The organism is Mycobacterium shottsii, assembly GCF_010728525.1.
GTDB classification, from domain to species: domain Bacteria; phylum Actinomycetota; class Actinomycetes; order Mycobacteriales; family Mycobacteriaceae; genus Mycobacterium; species Mycobacterium marinum.
The window spans coordinates 3722769-3742924 of sequence record NZ_AP022572.1; the positions used below are offsets into that span (position 1 = coordinate 3722769).

The following is a 20156-nucleotide window of genomic DNA, read 5'->3' on the forward strand; positions in this document are numbered from 1 at the left end:
CCGTGCCCAACGCGTATTTGACGCCACCTTCGCGCGGGTGGCCGATATGAACTCCAGCGGCTGAAGGTGCCATTAATGGGTATTATTATGCGATGATTTCTCGAAAGGGTCTGTCCGGTGGCGCCACAATAAAACCGTTGGTTTTGCCGCAAAAACACGACCTTGAAATGGGCATTCATGCAATGGTTACCGTCGCCAAGTCTGATGGCCTCTCGGAGATGGACGAGAGTCTCTTGGAGGCGGCAAGTAGGTATCTCGCCGATTCCGAATTCGATTGGAAGAAAGTCGCCGATCATCCGGCCGACCAGAAATTGCTGCCGCTGGGATCCGAGGTGGCTAGACGCTGCGCATTGTTTTTGATGACCGCGGCGATCTTCGCGAAGGGAAAGGTTCAGCTACCTAGGGTCGAGGCGACCCTGAGCATCGCGACAGCGCTGGGCTGCCATGACGGCTTCCTGGACGATCTGCACTACATTGCCCGTGGCCGCGAATTCATCGGCGGCACCCGAATCAAGGCAAAGCTGATGGGCAGCCATGGCACGTCGCCTATCCAGGTTGCGAAGGGCTTCTGGGACAACATGTCCGGCTATCTCGGGATTTCGACCGACCCCGTGCTGGCTGCGTCCTATCAGAAACTGGGCCTGCTCGAATCCAAGTCGCTCGGACGCGAGCTGTGGGCACACTATGTGCGCAATGGTCTGAGATTTCCGGGGGAGAAGGGAACGACGGGAGAATTCATCGTTCCCCATGACGTCGCACACGTGCTGTCGGCCTATTCGACCGAGCCGCTCGGTGAGATCCTTGCCGGAGCGTTCTCGGCGGGATACAAAGCCCGAAACCCCTTTGCGCCGCTACTTCTGGTTCTCCTGCAGTTTCAGGCCGGAATAAAGATTGACTTCCGCTCGGAAATGACGATTTCACAACTCGATCCTGCTGGCTATATGGATGCTTTTCGCCGTGGTCTGGAATGCAATACAGATCTCACATTCGGTAGTTGGGATTGGCGACTCTATTCCGAGGAAGCGGTGGCAGAGATTCGCGAGAAGTTGACGATTCCGCCGCAAGCGGCACCCGCCGTGCAAGGCGGCACCTATACCGAAGTGTTGTGAAGGCCGCTGGGCCAGTCGCGCTACCGATTGACTTCGGTGTCGGAGTTGGTGGCAGGTTGCGGCGGCGGCTTTCGTCGGCCGGCTGGCGGCTTTTTCGGCAGGAATGCCACCGGGATGAACATCAGCGCGACTAGGTCCTGTCTGCTAATTGCGGACGCGGTGGTAGGTGATGATGGCGGCCAGGGTGACACCGCCGAGGTAGGTCAGGGCGTATTTGTCGTAGCAGGTGGCGACCGCGCGCCAGTGTTTGAGCCGGTTGAAGCTTCGCTCGACGGTGTTACGGTGCTTGTAGATTCGGCCTGAGAACCCCGGAGGCCGTCCTCTGTTGCGGCCTTTGGCTTTGCGGCGGGTGATCTGGTCGCTGCGCTCGGGGATGGTATGGGCGATCTTGAGCCGGCGCAGCTGTGCCCGCGTCGAGTCATGGGAGTACGCCTTGTCCGCCAGCAGGTGAAACGGGGCGTATGAGTTGCTGCACCGGGCGGCCAGCAATGGCCAAAGCATCGGATTATCACCGGCTTGACCGGCCGACAGTGCCAGGGTGACCGGGCTGCACAGCTGGTCGGTCAAGGCGTGGATCTTGGTAGTCAGCCCGCCGCGGGAACGCCCAATGGCGTGGTCATCGGGCTCATCGAGATATTTCTTGTAATTCGACGGATCCCCCTGTGCGGCGCCCGGGGCGCTCCGGCTGCGTGTTGGTGGGCGCGCACACTGGTCGAATCGACCGACAACAGTGCGCCCAGGTCGGCGTCCTCGGCGTCGAGGTCAGAGGCGATCGCCGCGAAGATCCGCGCGTAGATGCCATCGACCGACCAGCGTAGATGCCTCTCGGCCACTGATTGCCAGGGACCGAAGTGCTCGGGCAGGTCACGCCACGGAGATCCCGTACGGTAACGCCAGATAATGCCCTCCAGAGTACGTCGATGATCGTTCCACGGCCGGCCACGCCGCCGCCCCGCAGGCAACACCGCCACGATCAGCGACCACAAATCATCAGAAATCGCATGCGTCCGCATCACCCAAACAGCATCAGCCAAAACACCATTCACATTAAGCAGACACGCCCTAGTCCGACGGCCACCATGAACACCACCGCGTAGGCGTGCGAAAGGTCGTGCATCAGGACGAGGGGGAAGTCGGGGGTGCTGGCCCGTTCGGGCATCAGCGACTGGTCGACCGGGACGCCGCTGCGGGCAGCGTCGGCGCGCAGGCTGTCGATCCGGTGCGCCGCGGAGATGTTTGCGCTGCGGTTGAACTGGCTGGTGAGGATCACCGACATGAGGGCCGTTCCAATGGATGCGGCCACTTGCTGATTGACGTTGATCAGGGTTGAACCCCGAGCGATCTGATGCGGTGTCAGCGTCTGCACCGCCACCGCCGATAGGGGCATCATCGTGGCGCCCATGCCCAGGCCCATGATCGTCAGCCCGGTGACCAGGGTCGGCAGATAGGCGGCATTGAGGGAGACCCCGATGGCGAAGAGGCCCACCCCCGCCGCGATCAGCCCCACGCCGACCATCAGGATCTTTCCGGCCCCACGCTTGTCCATCAATGCGCCGGCGATCGGCATCGTCACCATCGCCCCCAGTCCGCGCGGGACCATGCTCATTCCGGCCTGCATCGGCGTCTGGCCCAGCAGCTCCTGGAAGTAGCTCGGGAATAGCAGCCCCGCGCCGAAGAACGACGCCGCGAACAGAAACATCGCCACGTTGGCCAGCGTGACCACGCGATTGTCGAACAGGCGTAGATCGATCAGCGGTTGGTCGGCCCGGTAGAGGGCATGCAACACGAATCCACCGATGAGCACCAGGCCGACGGCTGCGGGGAGCCAGACATGGCGATCGGCAATGGTGCCGCTTGCGGGCAGGGCCGAGACACCATAGAGGAAGGTTGCCAACCCCGATGATAGCAGCAGCATCCCGATGACATCGAAAGATTCCGAAGTTTCAGGGCGGTCCTTGGGCAAGACGACGGCGGCAAGACCCACCGTGATCAGGCCGATCGGGAGGTTGATCCAGAAGATCCACTCCCAGCCGAAACGATCGATCAGCCAGCCGCCCAGCACCGGACCGAAGACCGGTCCCAGCAACATGGGAATTCCGAGCACGGCCAATACCCGGTCGAGCCGCGCCGGACCGGCTTCCCGGGTCAGCATGGTCAAAACCAGCGGCATCAGCATCCCGCCGCCGAGACCCTGTATCACTCGAAAAGCGATGAGAGCGGAGATGTTTGGGGCCAACGCACACAGCAGGGCCCCGGCGCTGAATGCCAGCAGCGAGGCGATGAAGGGGCGCTTGGTGCCGAACCGATCGGCTATCCAGCCGGCCAGTGGGATCACCGCGGCCAACGCCAGCGTGTAGCCGGTCATCGTCCAGGCGACGATGGCCTGCGGGGAGTCGAAGGTGGAGACGAAAGTGCGCTGCGCGACGGTGACGACCGTGGTGTCTACGATCGCCATCATCGAGCCAAGCACACAGACTCCGGCGATCTTCAGCAGCCTGGCGTCGAGCTGGTCGGAACTGCCCTGCTGGCCGGTGTCTGGCACGGTTGTGGCTCCTAGCAACTCGCCATCGGCGGACAAGGCCCGTCGCCTCGATGCCGCCTCGAACTCGCGGTCATCGGTGGGCGCCGGCCAACGCCGCCGAAGCGACGACGAGCTGGTACCGATGGCATGGCGCGGAAAGTGTCAGCCCGCGAACGGTGGCCGTGCCATCACGGTGACCCGGAACCCGTAGCGGGGACCGGCTCCGGCCGCGGCACCGCCGGGGCCGCCGGCCAGCGGAATTTCGCCGAGCAGGCTTCCGGGCGCGGAGGCCTCCGGCGGGTTGACGATGTCGCTGGCCAGGGGGCCGCCCGCGCTCACGCTTGGGGGCACGTCGAGGCCCGATCCCGCCCAGGAGGGCGGCACCGACAACTTGCCCAGGGCCGACGCGTTGCCCAGCCCGGCGGCGATTGGCCCCGCGCCACCACCAACGGCTGCGGGTGCGGCGCCGGCGGCGGCCTCCGCTGCACCGGCACCGGCGGCGGCGGCTTCGGCTTCGGGGCCGATCAACCCGAGCGCCCCCTCGGAGGTGATGAGGCTGCTACCAATACCAATCGCGAAGTACGGCAGACCCACCGTGTTGTAGACCAGCTGGGAAATCGGTAGATACCAGTTGACCAACCAGTCGATCCACGTCGCCGGTGAGGCGGCCGACGTCAGCGCCGAGGCGATTGGCGACGTCAGGCTTGTCAGTGCGTTCGGCAGCTGCGAAATGACTCCGGCCAGCGTGCTCTGCGCCGCGCCAGCCTCGGTGGCCGCGGCGGTGGAGGTGGCATTGGACTGCAGCGCCGAGGCGGCGGGATTGGCGGTTTCCGGCGGCGGGGTGAACGCGGTGATCTTTGTCGCGCTCGCGGAGGAGCCCGCGTAGGTGTACATCGCCCTGGCGTCCTGCGCCCACATCTCGGCGTACTGCGCTTCCAGGGATGCGATCTCGGCGGTGTACTGGCCGTAGATGTTCCGCGCCATCAGGGTCATCAGCTGCATGCGATTGGACGCGATCAGGGGCGGGGGCACCATGCCGGTGAACGCGGCCTCAAACGCGGCGACCGCTGCTTCCGCCTGCTTGGCCGCCTGTTCAGCTTGCACGGCGGTGGTGCGCATCCACGTCACATAGGGCGTGATCGCTTCCAGCATCATCGCGGAGGCCGGTCCGAACCACTCTTCGCCGGATAGCGCCTTGATCACTCGCTCGTAGCCGTCGGCGGTGAACGAGAGTTCGGAAGCCAACCGGTTCCAGGCGGAGGCGGCGGAGACCATCGGCGACGAGCCCGGCCCGGTGTACATGCGCCCGGAGTTCACCTCCGGTGGCAAAGCCCCAAAATCCATCGCTACGAACTCCTTGCCTTATCGCGGCCCGCCGTCGAGGCGCTCATGTCCGAACTGATATCGCGCCAATAAATCAAGGATGCCGATCGCAACTCTGATTCACCTATTATTGTCGCCATATCACTTCCTCTTTGCTGCTTTCAAAAATCTTTCGACCGCTATTTGAATTATCTGGCAGTCAAGCCTGAGTCGTTTTTCAATTGTGTGTGCGCGCTCTGTGCCCTCTGTGTGCTATCCGGCGTTCGGGGGGCGGCACATCACCCGGAGCCGGGCCCCGTAGCGGCGGCCGAAATTGCGACCCGCCTGACCTTGGTTGCGCGGTGGTACGCCGGTGATCAGGCCCGATAGCCCGATCGTCTCGACCTCCGAATTGGCAGCCGAAAACGCCGTCGACGCCGCCGACGAACCGGGCCACGTCGGCGGCACCGACATCGGCCCGACCTTGGAGGCCAAAGCGGCGGTGGCAATCGGCGGGGCCCCGCCAAATTGGGCCAACCCACCCGAGAAGGCGGCAAATCCACCCATGCCGGCGGCACCGGCTACGCCCTCAGCCGCAGTTTCTCCGCTCTTCCACGCCAACGATCCGAATATCGACAGGGCAATCAGAGTGAAGCCGCCGCTGTCGTAGACGAACCCCTCGGCGGTGGTGAACGAGCTCATCAGTTCGATCCAGAGTTCCTGCCACGTCGGTGTCGTCGTCGCTGCGGCACTGGAAGCCTGTTGCCCGAGTCGCGCGGCCGCGCTGGACCTGCCGGCCAGGCTGGCGCTAGACCTCGATACCGTCGTTCCGGAATTGTTTGCTGCCGCCGCGGCTTGCCTGGCCAGCCCGCTTGGATCGCTGGTCTGCGGCGGCAGTGAGAATGGCGCCAAAACCGAGGCAGCAGCGGAACTAACTGCGTATTCGTACATCGCCCCGGCGTCTTGCGCCCACATCTCGGCGTAGTGAAGTTCGGTGGCGGCGATCGCCGCCGAATTTTGCCCGAACCAGTTCGTTGCGATCAGTGCGGCCAGCAATGCCCGATTGCTCGCGATCACCGGCGGCGGCACCGTCAGCGCAAAGGCCATCTCATAGGCCGCGGCAGCGGCACGGGCTTGAATCCCCGCGTGCTCGGCCACCGATGCGGTCGCACTGAGCCAGCTGGCAAACGGCAGGACGGCGGTCACCATCGACTCCGCGGCCGGACCAAACCACCAGATGCCGGTCAGCTCCGAGATCGCCGAATCGTAGCCAGCCGCGGTGACGTGCAACTCGGCGGCGAGGCTGTCCCATGCGCACGCGGCGGCCAGCAACGACCCGGCACCCGGACCGGCGTACATGCGACCTGAATTGACCTCGGGAGGCAGTGCGCCATAGTCCAGCACGACTGGTGGGGCGATGTCGCCGACAACACCGGCGGTGGCGGGCGCCGCAGCCAACTCCCGCAGCTCCCCGACCTCGACCGCCCGGTCGGCGGCGAGCAGCAACTCGTCGGCGCCGGTCTCGAGCTGCGGCAGCGCAGCGCTACCCCATGGGGCATTTAACCCAATGGAGAGGCCTAGGGTCATCCAAAACCGCCTAGCGCTTGGGCTGGGTGCTCAGACGCGACATCGTCGTCGCTAAGCAGTTAACGAGTAAAACTATGCCCTACTGCAACTAATATGCCCGTCATCATGTTATTAAAGAATTTCCGCCATGTAACAAGTATGTTAATTAGACTCAAAAATAAGCGCTTTGCCCACCGAATGTTCATGTCGTGTCCACCGGATGGCGAGGACGCGTCCCCCGAACGGGGGACACGTAGATGTCGGCGATGTTAACGACGGTGGTCTGGCTCCGGATCGGGATCTGCGGGCAGTACCGTGTCGCCCCCGGGATTCTAGAATGTGATTCGGTTTTGTTATGGATTGGCGCCCGCGTGGCGCGGGAGCGGCCGTCGATGAGGACGTCGCTGTTCAATGAAAATGGCTGGCTCGATCGACTGGTAGACCTTCACGGTTAGTCCAGTGCCGCTCGGATCAGGTCGCCGAACGTTTTGAGTGCAGCGGGGTTGAGCAGCTCTTCGTGTGTGCAGTTGACGCGGTACTCGGTGACTTCGCCGGCAACATATTGTCGCCAGCATTGCTGAAGGTCGGCGCCGCTGCTGGCCGGTTGTGCCGAGAACAGGACCATGCGGCCGGCAAAGATGCCGGGCTGGTGTTGGGCATTGAGTTGTAGGTTGGTGTTCGCGTTGGCAACCATGATCTGCACAAGTCGGCGCGACGGCAGCGCGAATTCCGCGTCTACCTCCTGCTGAATCAACGTCTGTGCTTGGGAGTACGTCAGCGGGCGGCAGTACTGTTCGGCAGCCACTCCGACCGCTTGCAGGATTGCCTCCAAGACGTCGGATTCGCTGACCGCCGTGGCGGTGGATGCATCCCGGATGAGGATCGGGTCGAGCGCTATCAGGCACACCACAACGGCGCCGCGCTGTTGCAGCTCAACGGCAACCTGGTGGGCAGTGACCCCGCCGAACGACCAGACGAGAAGCTGATAGGGGCCTTCGGGATCGTGAGTTTGGATGGCGTCGGCGTAGGCACTCGCGAGTTCACGAACCGATTCCGGGCCGTCGTGGATCTGCTGCAGACCGACGATCGGGCAATCCAGGTAAGGGCCGAGGTTCCGGTAGGCCCAGCTGATGCCGCCGCCGGGAGGCAAGCAGAAAAGCGGCAGACCGCAACCGTCTTGGAGCACCTCCACGGGCACGATCTCAACCGAACTCTCGGGTGCGCTTAGCTTTTGGGCCAGGGCGCAGACGGTGGGTGCCTCAAATAAGACTCGCACCGCCACATCGGTGTTCAGCGTGGTGTTGATCGCCGCGACCACTCGCATGGCGGATAGGGAGTCGCCGCCGAGGTCGAAGAAGGAGTCGTCGACGCTTACCCGGTCGAGTCCTAGGACCTGGGCATATATTGCGGCCAGGGTTTGTTCTGCGGGGGTGTCGGGGGCTCGGTAGCGTTGGGTGTGGCCGTATTGGACGGCGGGTAGGGCGCGTGTGTCGAGTTTGCCGTTGACGGTCAGTGGCAGTTCGGCGATGGGGATCAGGGCTGTGGGCACCATGTAGTGGGGCAGTTGGGTGGCTAGTGCGGCGCGTAGTTCGGTGGGGTCGGCGTTGCCGGTGAAGTAGCCGACCAGGCGGGGGTCTCCGGGGTGGTCGTGGCGGGCGATGACCACGGCTTGGTCGACTCCGGCCATTCGGCTCAGGGTCGCGCCGACTTCGCCGGGCTCGATGCGGAATCCGCGGATTTTGACTTGGTTGTCGGCGCGACCGAGGTAGCGCAGTTGTCCGTCGGTGCCCCACCACACCAGGTCTCCGGTGCGATACATCCGGGTGCCCGGTGTCTGGCCGAATGGGCAGGCCACAAATCGTGAGCAGGTCAGATCTGCCCGACGCCAATACCCAAGGCCGACACCGCCACCGGCGACATACAACTCGCCGACCACCCCGACGGGCACCGGCCGCAACCACCCATCCAAGACGAATAGCGAGGCACCGGCTACCGGCGAGCCGATCGGTGTGGCTCCAGGCCCCGGCACCAGCGGTGAGCTCATCGCCGCGTAGATCGTGGCTTCGGTGGGGCCGTAGGCATTGATCATCGTCCGCTCGGGCGCCCACTGGTCCACCAGGCCCGCCGGGCATGCCTCACCACCGACCACCAGCGTGACCGACTCCAATCCCTGCGGCGACAATGCCGCCGCCGCCGAGGGAGTCTGGGTCAACACCTCGACATGCTCGGCTACCAGCAGGGCGTGCAGTTCGTCGGGGGATTTTGCGGTGTGTTCGGGTACGACGACCAGTCGTGCGCCGGATAGCAGTGCTCCCCAGATTTCCCAGACCGAGACGTCGAAGGAGTAGGAGTGCCATTGGGTCCATACTCGGTTGGGGAAGAACAGGATTGCGGTTGATTGGGGGTCGAAGGAGTTCAGTAGTTGGGTGACGTTGTGGTGGGTGATGCCGACGCCTTTGGGGGTGCCGTGTGCTGCCGGAGGTGTAGATGATGTAGGCGAGGTCGTGGGGTGTGGGGGTGGGTGGGTTGGTGGCGGGTGTGGTGTCGGTCGGGGGGTTTTCGATGTCGATGACGGGTAGGTCGTAGTCGTTGAGGCGGGGGTGTAGTGCGCCGGTGGTGATCGCGGCGATTGGTGTTGAGTCGTTGAGCATGAATGCGATGCGGGTGTCGGGGTGCATCGGGTCGATGGGTAGGTAGCCGGCTCCGGTTTTGAGGACGGCCAGGATGGCGATGATCCCGCGGTGTGTTCGTGGTAGTAGCAGTGCGATCAGTTCGCCGGGGCGTGCTCCGAGTGCGGTTAAAGACTGTGCCAGCTGGGTGCTTTGGGCGTCGAGTTGGGCATAGGTTAGGGACACGTCGCCGTCGGTTATGGCGGTTGCCTCTGGTGTGCGTGCGACTTGGGCGGTAAACAACGCCGGCAGTGACCCGGGGGGCGGGACCGGCTTGGTGAGGGCGGCCCGGTTGCCCCAGTCATCAAGACGCTCGTGCTCGTTGGGATCGAGCAGATCAATCAACGACAACCGCCGCCCCGGCTCGGCAGCCATCACCGTCAACACGGCCTGCAACCGGGCAGCGAGGTCTGAGACGTCAAAATCAGCAAATGGCCCGCCGCTTCCCACGGTATGCAGGAAGAGCCGGCCACCGTCTTTGGTGAAGACCATGCCGAACTGCTCGCCTTGGGCAAAGCTGAGGATCGTTACTGTGCTGGGAGCACCGCCGAACGGCGCCAGGGTTACCGACGGCATGAAATTGACACTGACCGCGCCGGCCGATTTCTCATTAAACTGCTGGTAGGCGCCGCTTTCCAGGATGTGCATGGGGACGCGTTGATGCCGCACGGCTTGCTTGATCTGGGACTCCACATGCTGGCAGAAGTCGTTGACCTCGGCATCGGGTGGCACCGCCAACACCAACGGCACAGTGCCGGAAAGCATCCCCGGAATCGTCATCAGTTGTGGGCTTGCCCGCCTGCTGACCGGGAAATCGAGGACTACCTTCGGGCCGCCTTGCCTTTGACGCACCATCAGTGCACATGCCGCGGTGATCACCGACGATCGACGAACACCGGCCAGCTGGGCAAGCTGCTCGGCTCGGTCCACGACCGCAGGGTCGATCTCGACCGACACCGAGGTCGCCGAGGGGCCGCGGTCACCGTCGGCGTGAGCCAGGCTGTGATCCGTTACGCCTTCCAGAGTCTCTTTCCAGTAGGCCAGGTCCGCTCGGTAGTCATCGGACTGTTCGTATTCCGCCTCGGCGGCAACCAGGGTCTGCAACGATCCGAAGAACGTTGGTGAAACCGTTGCGCCAGAACTCAACTCGGAATAGACCAGGGCGATCCGATTGACAAGAAGGGCATAGCCGAATCCGTCGACGACCACATGGTGGATGGACACGAAAAGATAGAACTCTTCGGAGGCCACCTGAAAAAGCGCGAACTTGAACAGCGGGCCGTTCCACGGCATCGGCTCTCGATGCATCGCCAACCCGCACCGATTGGCTTCCGCAACGGGATCAGCACAGCTTCTCAGGTCGTGGAATGGAACCTCGAGAACCGGGTAGTCGACCACCTTCTGAACGACATGCCCGTCAGCCTCCATGATGGCGGCCCTTAGCGGTTCGGCTTCACCCACCACCTGCCGAATCGCCTGGCTCAGCAGATCGGGCGTCACCGATCCGGCAATGACTGCGAATCCGCTGTTGTACCACTCCTGCGGCGAACGGCCGATCTCCTGGGAGAACCAGATATCAAGCTGTCCCCGCGTCAGCGCAAACCCCGACTCGGCTGGCTCGAGAGCGCGCCCCGAATCGCGAAGTATTTGGTGGTGATCCACGGTCATCTCTACGTCGTGCCTACCGAAGGCCTGTCCGGGTCGAAATGTCCGCCATTACGCCGGCTGGTCCCGGGCCAGTCTGTCCCGCAGGCTCTTTGGTCGGATGTCGGGCCAGTTCTGCTCGATGTAGTCCAGGCACTCGGCACGCGTGCCCTCGCCATGGACCACCCGCCAGCCTGCTGGCACATCAGCGAAGGTCGGCCACAAGCTGTGCTGCTCTTCGTGGTTGACCAAAACCAAGAAGGTCCCAGCCTCATCGTCGAACGGATTGATACTCACCTGCATTCCCTCTCATTGATTTGACGCTAGGCCCCTACGCCGCGGACGCGTTCCCACTGCCGCAGGGACGCGACATTGCTTGATCCCTCGTCGGCGCGGTTGTCCTGCAACGGGTTCGACGATCGCTCGTGATGGCTCTTGGCTAGTTCACGCGCAATCACGAGCCGCATCGCCTCCTCGGTACCGCCGGCCACGGAGCCGCACAGAAAGTCGAGCGCACATTGGTAAAGGCGTGCTTCTTCCTGAAGCCCGTAACTACCGCACAACTTCATCGCGTCAATGCAGCCGTCCAAGCCCGCCTGCATCCCGTACAGCTTGAGCGCCGCGGACTCGAGATCGATGGTTTCGTCGCGCAGGTAGCGGTCAAGAGTCGAATGAGCCAACGCGATGGTCATCTGCCTGCTCACCGCCACATCGGAGATACGGCGCTGGATGTGCTGGTGGGTCGCTATCGGCTTGCCGCGAACCTGACGGTTGATCGAGAAGGCGAGCATCTGGTCGAGTAACTGGTCCAAGATGCCGATCGTGCCGAAACCGCTGAGCAGACGTTCGGGGCCGATGACCCCATGAAGAATTTCGTTACCACGGCCAGCGCCGAGCACATGAGTCTTGGGTATTGCGACGTTATCGAATGTGATCGAACCCACCGGCGAGGTGCGCATGCCGGCGGCGGCCAGCGGAGGCGAGCGGTTCACACCAGGCCACGACGATTCCACCAGCACCGCGGACATACCGCCCGCGGCCTCGTCGGCGCACCAGACGAGGATTACGTCGGCGATCGGTGCGTTGGTGATGTGCCATTTGGCGCCGTCGAGGTAGAGACCGCCAGGACCTCGGCGCAGGCGAGTCTCGGGATGAAAGGCGTCGCTACCGCCGTGGGGCTCTGTTGTCGCGAATGCCAGGATGATCTTCCCTGAAACCGCGGGCGTCAAGTATGCCTCCCGCACCTCCTGGCTGGCGTATTGATCGAGGATGGGAATCGTCAAGATCGCTTGGACGCCCGTGGAGATGTTGAACCCCAGGTGGCACGATCCGCTCGTCAGGCCATGTGTCGCCGCCGCGTAGGTCAATACCTGCCGCTTCATCTGTCCGCCGAGCGCGGCGCGGAACAAGCCGGCGTCAGCAACATCGCACCATAGATCGTGCGGGAATTGCCGCTGTGCCCAGCGTTCTGCCAGCGCGGCACGATGTCGCACCCCGATGGCGTGATACTGATCTCTGATTTGTTCGTACTCGGCCAGCCACTCCACTTGACTTCAACCTCCTTGGTTTTCGCCCGCACGCGGGGGCGCGTCATGGGTACTGCATTCACGCTTCTCATCGACTGAACGCTCGAACACACCGGCGTCGATGAGGGGGAACGCGTGAGCTGTGGTGCTGGTCAGGGTGCCGTGGTCGCTTGCCGTGGGCACCGTGACTTCGGAACTCATGGGTGCCGTTGCCGCATGATGCGCAGCGAGCTGCTTGCCGCCGCCGGCATGTCTTGAAGGCGGAAAGGGGAGCAGTGTCAAACCCGCTCGCGGCTCCGTCGAACTCAATACCGCAACGGTAGCCAGTGCCATTGGCCGCACCAGTCCAGCAGGGTGATTGATCGTATCCCCGTGCGGCGTTACATACCGCTCTGGGCGACCCAGGCTCGCCCGAAGCCGCAAATGGTCGTCGCTAATTTTGTGGACCATCAGAAGCTACCTACTATCGCACCGATTGGCGGGTACCGCGTTCGTCGATGATCACCGTATCCGAGGCGCCGGGGCAATGGTGGAGTTTTATTGAAAAACCACATATGTGATTCGGATTTAGCTACGAGAACCGGTCGGCGCGCTGGGGCGGCGACTAATTCAGAACTCGATGAATTATTTGCATCGGGATAATTCGTGACTTGGTGAATTACAACGCCAATAGCGATGACTGGTGATTGCCTTCCGAATTATCCCGATCTTGATGCGCCCGGGGGGGATCATCGCCATCTGTCGCACCGTGGGGTCGACGCGGCGGCGTCTCATAAATCGTTGTAGTCCGGCTGGTTGCGGCGCACCTGGGTCGCCCCCTGGACGGTCTGTCTCACTGCGTAGGTGTCTCCTGGGTGCCGCGCTGTAACAATAGGTAAGAGCGATTTATGCGCCGCGTTGGGCACGCTGGCGCGACGCTTCACGACCGCGATCGGGCGCCTCGGTCGCGGCGCTGATGCCGCGGGGCGGTTGGGCATGGCCGTCGATTTTCGGGGATGAGAACCGGCCGCTGATTGCCGCCGCCGTTGTGCAAGTCGATCCGCCGGCTCGTCAAGCCGTGTTGGCAATTGGCACATGCCCACTGGCGCTAAGCGCATTCCGGCCGGGCAAGAGGGGTGCACCTGGAATTCTTGAAGAGTTAACGCAAGACCTTGTCCAGTTATCGACGGACGTGGTTTAATCAGACGCCGTGACGCAGGTTGTCTTTGTGACCGATATTGGCGAGTTCTAGACGATCTCCTTTGATGTTCGGCGAGCGCCCCGAGGGTTGTAAACAATGAGTAGGTTCGATCGGTTGGTTGCGAGCACCACAGAGGTTTATGATAAGCGGATCGATAATCATCCGGGACTGGCGCTGGTGCTGGAGGGGCGAATGAAACGGGAACATTACATTCGTTACCTTCGCGAAATATATCATGTCGTTTGCCATACAACCCGAATTTATTCACTTTCGGGCGCCCGGCTGGGAAACGAAGATCGGAAACTCCGGGATTGGTTCTTTGAGGAATCGCACGAAGAGAACAACCACGACCTGATGGCCGTCAACGATCTGCGGGCCTATGGCGAGGATCCCGAGCGCGTTCTGGCGGAGCCTCCGATGGCTGGGGCGTGGGGCATCATCTCGCAGGGCTACTACCTGGCCACATATGGCAACCCCTTGGGGATACTCGGTGTCGCCAGCGTCACCGAGGCGGTAGGTGCGACCCTCACCGGAACCGTGGCGCGGGCACTGGTCGAACAGTATGGCTTTGAACCGAAACAGACGACGTTTCTGCGGGCTCATTCGGGATTCGATGTCAAACACCTCGAAGATGTGAAGAAGGCGGTGAACAACCTGGTCCGAGATTCCGACTTCGACTCAATTGTTCAAGGCCGTCGTATGACCATTCATTTCTACTCGCAGATGTTCGACGACATCCTGGAGGCGTCGACGGTCTAGCCGCTGTGCCGGTGATCGCGGCCTGACAGGGCATCGATAACGCCCCCCACCGCCCGCGAGCGCGATCGGGCATTGATGGTTGCCTGCGGGTCTCCCGGCGCAGGCGGACGCAGCCGTTAGACTTTCCTGCGATGTCCACCCTGACCTTCTTCACAACGCATCGCGACCGGGCATGAACGACCAGCCAGACAGCGGTGTCTCGGTCGGCTTGACCGGTAGGCCACCGCGGGCTATCCCAGACCCCAAACCGCTGAACTCACACGGGCCCGCCAAGGTCGTTGCGATGTGCAACCAGAAGGGCGGGGTGGGCAAGACCACGTCGACCATCAACCTGGGCGCTGCGCTGGCCGAGTACGACCGCCGAGTGCTGCTGGTGGACATGGATCCCCAGGGCGCGCTGTCGGCAGGCCTGGGAGTGGCTCACTACGAGCTGGAAAAGACCATCCACAACGTGCTGGTGGAGCCCCGGGTGTCGGTCGATGACGTGCTGATCCATACCCGGGTGAAGAACCTGGACCTGGTGCCCAGCAACATCGACCTGTCGGCCGCCGAGATTCAGCTGGTCAACGAGGTGGGCCGAGAACAGACGCTGGGGCGGGCGCTCTACCCGGTGCTGGATCGCTACGACTATGTGCTGATCGACTGCCAGCCGTCCCTGGGGCTGCTTACCGTCAATGGGCTGGCCTGCGCCGACGGTGTCGTCATCCCGACCGAATGCGAGTACTTCTCGCTGCGTGGTCTGGCGCTGCTGACCGACACCGTGGAGAAGGTGCGCGACCGGCTGAACCCCAGGCTGGACATCAGCGGCATCCTGCTCACCCGCTATGACCCGCGCACGGTCAACTCCCGGGAGGTCATGGCCCGCGTCGTCGAACGATTCGGTGACCTAGTGTTCGATACCGTGATCACCCGCACGGTTCGTTTCCCGGAGACCAGCGTCGCCGGCGAACCCATCACTACGTGGGCCCCGAAGTCCACGGGCGCCTTGGCCTATCGCGCGTTGGCCCGCGAATTCATCGACCGATTCGGCGTGTGAACGACACCGAGAGCTCAGCGGCGGAACCTCAGAACCGCTACCCGGACGGTTTCCGAGTACGGCTGACCAACTTTGAGGGGCCGTTCGACCTGCTGCTGCAGCTGATCTTCGCGCACCGACTCGACGTCACCGAGGTGGCGTTGCACCAGGTCACCGACGACTTCATCGCCTACACCAAAGCCATCGGTGCCCAGCTGGACCTGGAGGAGACCACCGCGTTCTTGGTGGTGGCCGCGACCTTGCTGGACCTCAAGGCGGCGCGGCTACTGCCGGCCGGCCGGATGGACGATGAAGAGGACCTCGCCCTGCTCGAGGTTCGTGACCTGCTCTTTGCCCGGTTGCTGCAGTACCGCGCGTTCAAGCAGGTCGCCGAGATGTTCGCCGAGCTGGAGGCCACGGCGCTGCGCAGCTACCCGCGCGGTGTGTCGCTCGAGGATCGCTACGCCACGCTGCTTCCCGAGGTGATGCTCGGCGTTGACGCCGAGCGTTTCGCCCAGATCGCCGCGGTCGCGCTGACTCCGCGGCCGGTGCCCACGGTGGCCATCGGGCACCTGCATAAACAGACGGTGTCGGTTCCCGAGCAGGCCAAGCACCTGCTGACCATGCTGGAGTCGCGCGGCACCGGCCAGTGGGCATCGTTTTCGGAGCTGGTGGCCGACTGCACGGCGCCCATGGAGATCGTCGGCCGCTTCCTGGCGCTGCTCGAACTGTATCGGAGCAGGGCGGTAGCATTCGACCAGTCAGAGCCCCTTGGCGTGCTCCAGGTTTCGTGGACCGGGGAACGGCCGACCAGCGAAGCCTTGGTAGAAGTGCGAGATCAATAATGACCGAACAAGTACCCGATCCCGAGCTGGGCTCGGAACTGTCCTCGGGCATTCCGGACATCGCCGAGCCCGCGGAGATGGACCCCGAAGAACTCGGCTCGGTGCTGGAGGCGCTGCTGCTGGTGATCGACACCCCAGTGACCGCCGAGACGCTGGCGACGTTGATCGACCAACCGGTCTACCGGGTGGCGGCCAAGCTGCGGCTGATGGCCGACGAACTCATCGAACGCGACAGCGGCATCGACCTGCGGCACAACAGCGAGGGCTGGCGGTTGTACACCCGCTCCCGATTCGCGCCCTATGTGGAGAAGCTGTTGCTCGATGGCGCCCGAACCAAGCTGACCAGGGCGGCTTTGGAGACGCTGGCGGTGGTGGCCTACCGTCAGCCGGTCACGCGGGCGCGGGTGAGCGCGGTGCGCGGGGTCAACGTGGACGCCGTGATGCGAACCCTGCTGGCGCGCGGCCTGATCACCGAGGTGGGCAACGATGAGGACAGCGGTGCGGTGACGTTTGCGACCACCGAGTTGTTCCTGGAGCGGTTGGGGTTGGCGTCGCTGACCGAACTGCCCGATATCGCGCCGCTGCTGCCCGCCATCGACAGCATCGAGGACCTGAGCGCCTCGCTGGACACCGACCCGCGATTCATGAAACTCGCCGGCGGCCAGCCCTCCGATCAGTCGGTGACTTTCGATGTGGACCGAGACTGATGACAGACACTGAGGATTTCGAACAGGAACGCGGTATCCGCCTGCAAAAGGTGTTGTCCCAGGCGGGGATTGCCTCGCGGCGGGCCGCGGAGAAGCTGATCATCGATGGGCGCGTCGAGGTGGATGGCCAGGTGGTCACCGAACTGGGGACCCGGGTCGACCCGGACACCTCGCTGATCCGGGTCGATGGAGTCCGGGTCATTCTCGATGATTCGCTGGTGTACCTGGCCCTCAACAAGCCGCGCGGCATGCACTCGACCATGTCCGACGACCGCGGCCGGCCGTGTATCGGTGACCTGATCGAGCGCAAGGTCCGGGGCAACAAGAACCTCTTTCACGTCGGGCGGTTGGACGCCGACACCGAAGGGCTGATCCTGCTGACCAACGACGGTGAGCTGGCGCACCGGCTGATGCATCCCTCCCACGAGGTGCCCAAGACGTATCTGGCCACCGTGGCCGGAACGGTACCGCGGGGTCTGGGTAAAAAGCTCAGGGCGGGAATCGAATTGGAGGACGGGCCGGTCCGCGTCTACGGGTTCGCCGTGGTGGATGCGATACCCGGCAAGACATTGGTGCGGGTGACGCTGCACGAGGGCCGGAATCGAATCGTGCGCCGGATGCTGGCCGCGGTGGGATTTCCGGTGCAGGCGCTGGTGCGCATCGATATCGGCGGGGTGTCGCTGGGCGAACAGCGCCCGGGCAGTGTCCGGGCGTTACGCCGCGACGAAATCGGCCAGCTGTACAAGGCGGTTGGGCTGTGAGCGGCATGAGCGTATTGAGTGAAACGAGCGGACGAGCGTAGTGAGTGTTGGAACGAGCGGAACGAGCGTAGTGAGTGCCGGAACGAGCGGAACGAGCGGAACGAATGAGCCCGCGCCGGTCGGGTTAGTCGTCGCGATCGACGGCCCGGCCGGCACCGGAAAATCCTCGGTGTCAAGGGGATTGGCTCGCGGTCTGGGATCACGGTTCCTGGACACCGGGGCGATGTACCGGATGGTCACCCTGGCGGTGCTGCGCGCCGGAATGGACCCGGCCGACGAGCAGGCGGTGGCCGACTGCGCGGCGAGCGCGCAGTTGTCGGTGGGATACGACCCCGACTCCAGCAAGTTTTTCCTTTCGGGAGAAGACGTTTCTGCCGAGATCCGCGGTGACGACGTGACACGGGCGGTCTCGGCGGTCTCGGCCGTGTCGTCGGTGCGCCAGCGGCTGGTCAATCTGCAGCGCGCGGTGGCCGAGGGGACGGGCAGCATCGTCGTGGAGGGCCGCGACATCGGCACCGTGGTGTTCCCCGATGCGCGGGTGAAGATCTTCCTGACCGCGTCGGCCGAGGCGCGGGCACGGCGGCGCAACGACCAAAACGTCGCGTCCGGGCTGGCCGACAACTACGAGGCGGTGCTGGCCGATGTGCGTCGGCGCGACCACCTCGACTCGACCCGGGCGGTGTCGCCGTTGCGCGCGGCGGCGGACGCGATCGTCGTCGACACCAGCGAGATGACCGAGGCCGAGGTGATCGCTCACCTGACCGAGTTGGTGACGCAGCGAAGCGGTGCGGCGCGGTGACGCAAGACGGCACCTGGTCCGACGAAAGCGATTGGGAGCTCGACGACGCCGATCTGGCCGACCTGGCCGAGGCCGCGCCTGCCCCGGTGTTAGCGATCGTGGGCCGGCCCAACGTCGGAAAGTCAACCCTGGTCAACAGGATCCTGGGCCGGCGCGAAGCCGTGGTGCAGGACATCCCGGGCGTGACGCGTGACCGCGTCTCCTACGACGCCTTGTGGAATGGGCGCCGGTTTGTCGTCCAAGACACCGGGGGATGGGAGCCCGACGCCAAGGGGCTACAGCAGCTGGTGGCCGAGCAGGCGTCGGTGGCGATGCGCACCGCCGACGCGGTGGTCCTGGTGGTCGATGCCACCGTCGGTGCCACCACCGCCGACGAGGCGGCGGCCCGCATCCTGCTGCGCTCCGGCAAACCGGTGTTCCTGGCGGCCAACAAGGTCGACAGCGACAAGGCCGAAGCCGACGCGGCGACCTTGTGGTCGATGGGCCTCGGCGAGCCCCACGCCATCAGCGCCATGCACGGCCGCGGCGTGGCCGATCTGCTCGACACGGTGTTGAAAAAGCTGCCCGAGGTGGCCGAGTCGGTCTCCGCGGGCGGCGGGCCGCGGAGGGTGGCGCTGGTCGGCAAGCCCAACATGGGTAAGAGCTCGCTGCTGAACAAGCTGGCCGGCGACGAGCGCTCGGTGGTGCACGACGTCGCGGGCACAACCGTCGATCCGGTGGACTCGCTGATCGAACTGGGCGGCAAGGTGTGGCGGTTCGTCGACACCGCGGGCTTGCGCCGCAAGGTCGGCCAGGCCAGCGGACACGAGTTCTATGCCTCGGTGCGCACGCGCGGGGCCATCGACGCCGCCGAGGTGGTGGTGCTGCTGATCGATGCCTCCCAACCGCTCACCGAACAGGACCTGCGGGTGCTGTCGATGGTGATCGAAGCGGGCCGGGCCGTGGTGCTGGCCTACAACAAGTGGGATCTGGTCGACGAGGACCGGCGCGACCTGCTCGACCGCGAGATCGATCGCGAGCTGGTGCAGATCCGCTGGGCGCAACGGGTCAACATCTCCGCCAAGACCGGACGCGCCGTGCACAAACTGGTGCCGGCGATGGAGACCGCACTGGCATCCTGGGACACCAGGATCCCGACCGGCCCGTTGAATAGCTGGATCAAAGAGGTGGTGGCGGCCACCCCGCCGCCGGTACGCGGCGGCAAGCAGCCGCGGATCCTATTCGCCACCCAGGCCACCGCCCGCCCGCCGACGTTCGTGCTGTTCACCAGCGGCTTCCTGGAAGCCGGCTACCGGCGGTTCTTGGAGCGGCGGCTGCGCGAGACGTTCGGGTTCGAGGGCAGCCCCATCCGGATCAATGTTCGGGTCCGCGAAAAGCGGGGGGCCAGGCGCCCCGGCAGGCGCTAGGCCCGCGGACCTGGGCTCGGGCCCGGGTGTCGCGCAGGTCACTCGGGCCTTGCGCGGAGGCGTGGTTGGTCTGAGGTAGGCTTTCGACCTGCTGCCGATGCAGACATCGGCGGCAACGGGCTGTGGCGCAGTTTGGTAGCGCACTTGACTGGGGGTCAAGTGGTCGCAGGTTCAAATCCTGTCAGCCCGACTGAAGGCAATAGGCGGTGATCTGCTGTGATGCCGCGTTCTGTAGAACGTTACGCGGGTCGCTGGGGATCATTTGAGGACCGGTAGCGCAACGGGCTCGAAAGAGTGTTCACTGTGCGATTCCGGTTCATGCTTGACGTTTGGGTTGCGGTTGCTGT

At 64.0% G+C, this 20156-nt stretch carries 14 protein-coding genes, 1 tRNA gene and 2 pseudogenes; 9 read left to right on the forward strand and 8 right to left on the reverse strand.

Features of this window, described 5'->3' with window-relative positions:
• The first annotated feature begins 92 nt into the window (after window positions 1–92).
• Window positions 93–1109 (forward strand): hypothetical protein, encoded by a 1017-nt coding sequence (locus tag G6N41_RS17090; RefSeq protein WP_198965218.1) that lies wholly within the window; start codon window positions 93–95, stop codon window positions 1107–1109.
• A 20-nt stretch (window positions 1110–1129) separates the two neighbouring features.
• On the opposite strand, the gene G6N41_RS17095 is transcribed toward G6N41_RS17090, so the two are convergent.
• The 8 genes and pseudogenes from G6N41_RS17095 to G6N41_RS17130 all read right to left on the reverse strand — a co-directional run bounded on the left by G6N41_RS17095 (window position 1130) and on the right by G6N41_RS17130 (window position 12358).
• Window positions 1130–1300, reverse strand: a complete 171-nt coding sequence (locus tag G6N41_RS17095; protein ID WP_198965219.1) for a hypothetical protein — start codon at window positions 1298–1300, stop codon at window positions 1130–1132.
• A pseudogene (locus G6N41_RS17100) lies at window positions 1254–2125 on the reverse strand (IS5 family transposase). The gene G6N41_RS17095 and the pseudogene G6N41_RS17100 overlap by 47 nt, the downstream one beginning before the upstream one ends.
• Before the next feature lie 26 nt (window positions 2126–2151).
• Window positions 2152–3651 (reverse strand): DHA2 family efflux MFS transporter permease subunit, encoded by a 1500-nt coding sequence (locus tag G6N41_RS17105; RefSeq protein WP_231608555.1) that lies wholly within the window; start codon window positions 3649–3651, stop codon window positions 2152–2154.
• Between the two features lie 141 nt (window positions 3652–3792).
• Entirely contained in the window at window positions 3793–4974 is a 1182-nt protein-coding gene (locus tag G6N41_RS17110; RefSeq protein ID WP_198965220.1) for a PPE family protein, read from the reverse strand.
• A 231-nt stretch (window positions 4975–5205) separates the two neighbouring features.
• Window positions 5206–6333, reverse strand: a complete 1128-nt coding sequence (locus G6N41_RS17115; protein WP_407663828.1) for a PPE family protein — start codon at window positions 6331–6333, stop codon at window positions 5206–5208.
• Window positions 6334–6949: 616 nt separating this feature from the next.
• A pseudogene (locus G6N41_RS30070) lies at window positions 6950–10835 on the reverse strand (amino acid adenylation domain-containing protein).
• 48 nt (window positions 10836–10883) lie between these two features.
• Window positions 10884–11108, reverse strand: a complete 225-nt coding sequence (locus G6N41_RS17125) for an MbtH family protein (protein WP_011739810.1) — start codon at window positions 11106–11108, stop codon at window positions 10884–10886.
• A 26-nt stretch (window positions 11109–11134) separates the two neighbouring features.
• Window positions 11135–12358 (reverse strand): acyl-CoA dehydrogenase family protein, encoded by a 1224-nt coding sequence (locus G6N41_RS17130; RefSeq protein WP_198965221.1) that lies wholly within the window; start codon window positions 12356–12358, stop codon window positions 11135–11137.
• Window positions 12359–13613: 1255 nt separating this feature from the next.
• On the opposite strand from G6N41_RS17130, the gene G6N41_RS17135 reads away from it, so the two are divergent.
• The 8 genes from G6N41_RS17135 (at window position 13614) to G6N41_RS17170 (ending at window position 19999) form a co-directional block, all read left to right on the forward strand.
• Entirely contained in the window at window positions 13614–14276 is a 663-nt protein-coding gene (locus tag G6N41_RS17135; RefSeq protein WP_198965222.1) for a TenA family transcriptional regulator, read from the forward strand.
• A gap of 172 nt (window positions 14277–14448) precedes the next feature.
• A complete protein-coding gene (locus G6N41_RS17140) occupies window positions 14449–15312 on the forward strand; it encodes a ParA family protein (RefSeq protein WP_036455638.1) in 864 nt (287 codons plus the stop codon).
• Window positions 15309–16136 carry a segregation/condensation protein A gene (locus G6N41_RS17145; RefSeq protein WP_198965223.1) on the forward strand — a complete coding sequence of 276 codons (828 nt, stop codon included), beginning with the start codon at window positions 15309–15311 and terminating at the stop codon, window positions 16134–16136. The genes G6N41_RS17140 and G6N41_RS17145 overlap by 4 nt, the downstream gene beginning before the upstream one ends.
• Window positions 16136–16843, forward strand: a complete 708-nt coding sequence (gene scpB / locus G6N41_RS17150) for an SMC-Scp complex subunit ScpB (RefSeq protein ID WP_198965224.1) — start codon at window positions 16136–16138, stop codon at window positions 16841–16843. Before G6N41_RS17145 ends, scpB begins: the two co-directional genes overlap by 1 nt.
• On the forward strand, window positions 16843–17604 hold the full coding sequence (locus tag G6N41_RS17155) for a pseudouridine synthase (RefSeq protein ID WP_407663636.1): 762 nt from the start codon (window positions 16843–16845) through the stop codon (window positions 17602–17604). The genes scpB and G6N41_RS17155 overlap by 1 nt, the downstream gene beginning before the upstream one ends.
• Window positions 17605–17674: 70 nt before the next feature.
• The gene (cmk, locus tag G6N41_RS17160) at window positions 17675–18403 is read left to right on the forward strand and encodes a (d)CMP kinase (RefSeq protein ID WP_198965225.1); all 729 of its coding nucleotides are present in this window, start codon (window positions 17675–17677) and stop codon (window positions 18401–18403) included.
• Complete coding sequence (der, locus tag G6N41_RS17165) at window positions 18400–19809, forward strand: ribosome biogenesis GTPase Der (protein WP_198965226.1); 1410 nt, start codon at window positions 18400–18402, stop codon at window positions 19807–19809. The genes cmk and der overlap by 4 nt, the downstream gene beginning before the upstream one ends.
• Before the next feature lie 116 nt (window positions 19810–19925).
• Window positions 19926–19999, forward strand: a tRNA-Pro gene (locus G6N41_RS17170).
• The last annotated feature ends 157 nt before the right edge of the window (window positions 20000–20156 follow it).